At 47.7% G+C, this 323-nt stretch carries 1 protein-coding gene; it reads right to left on the reverse strand.

Annotated features, from left to right (window positions below; all coding sequences use genetic code 11):
• A partial coding sequence (locus KH400_RS30495) for a hypothetical protein (RefSeq protein ID WP_217228774.1) occupies window positions 1-323 on the reverse strand: 323 nt, incomplete at both ends.

Genomic DNA, 323 nt, shown 5'->3' on the forward strand with positions numbered 1-323 from the left:
TTCTTCCCTCTCTTTTTTCTCCTTCTCTCCTTCCCCTCTTTTTTCCTCCTCCTTCTTTCCCTTTTCTTTTTCCCTTTCCCTTCCCTCTTTTCCTTCCCTCTCCCTTTTCTCCCTCCTTTCCCTTTTTTTCTTTTTCTTCTCTTTCTCCCCCCTCTCTTTCCTTTTCCCTCCCCCTCCCCTTTTCTCTCCCTTTTCCTTTTCTCTCTCTCTTTCCCTCTCCTTTTTTTTCCCCCCCTCTCCCCTTTCTTTCCTCCCCTCTTCCCCCTTTTTTCTCCCTTTCTTCCTCTCCTCTCCCTTTTCCTCCTTTCCCCTTTCCCTTCTCT

Origin of the sequence: Desertibacillus haloalkaliphilus (genome assembly GCF_019039105.1) — a bacterium.
GTDB classification, from domain to species: Bacteria; Bacillota; Bacilli; order Bacillales; family KJ1-10-99; genus Desertibacillus; species Desertibacillus haloalkaliphilus.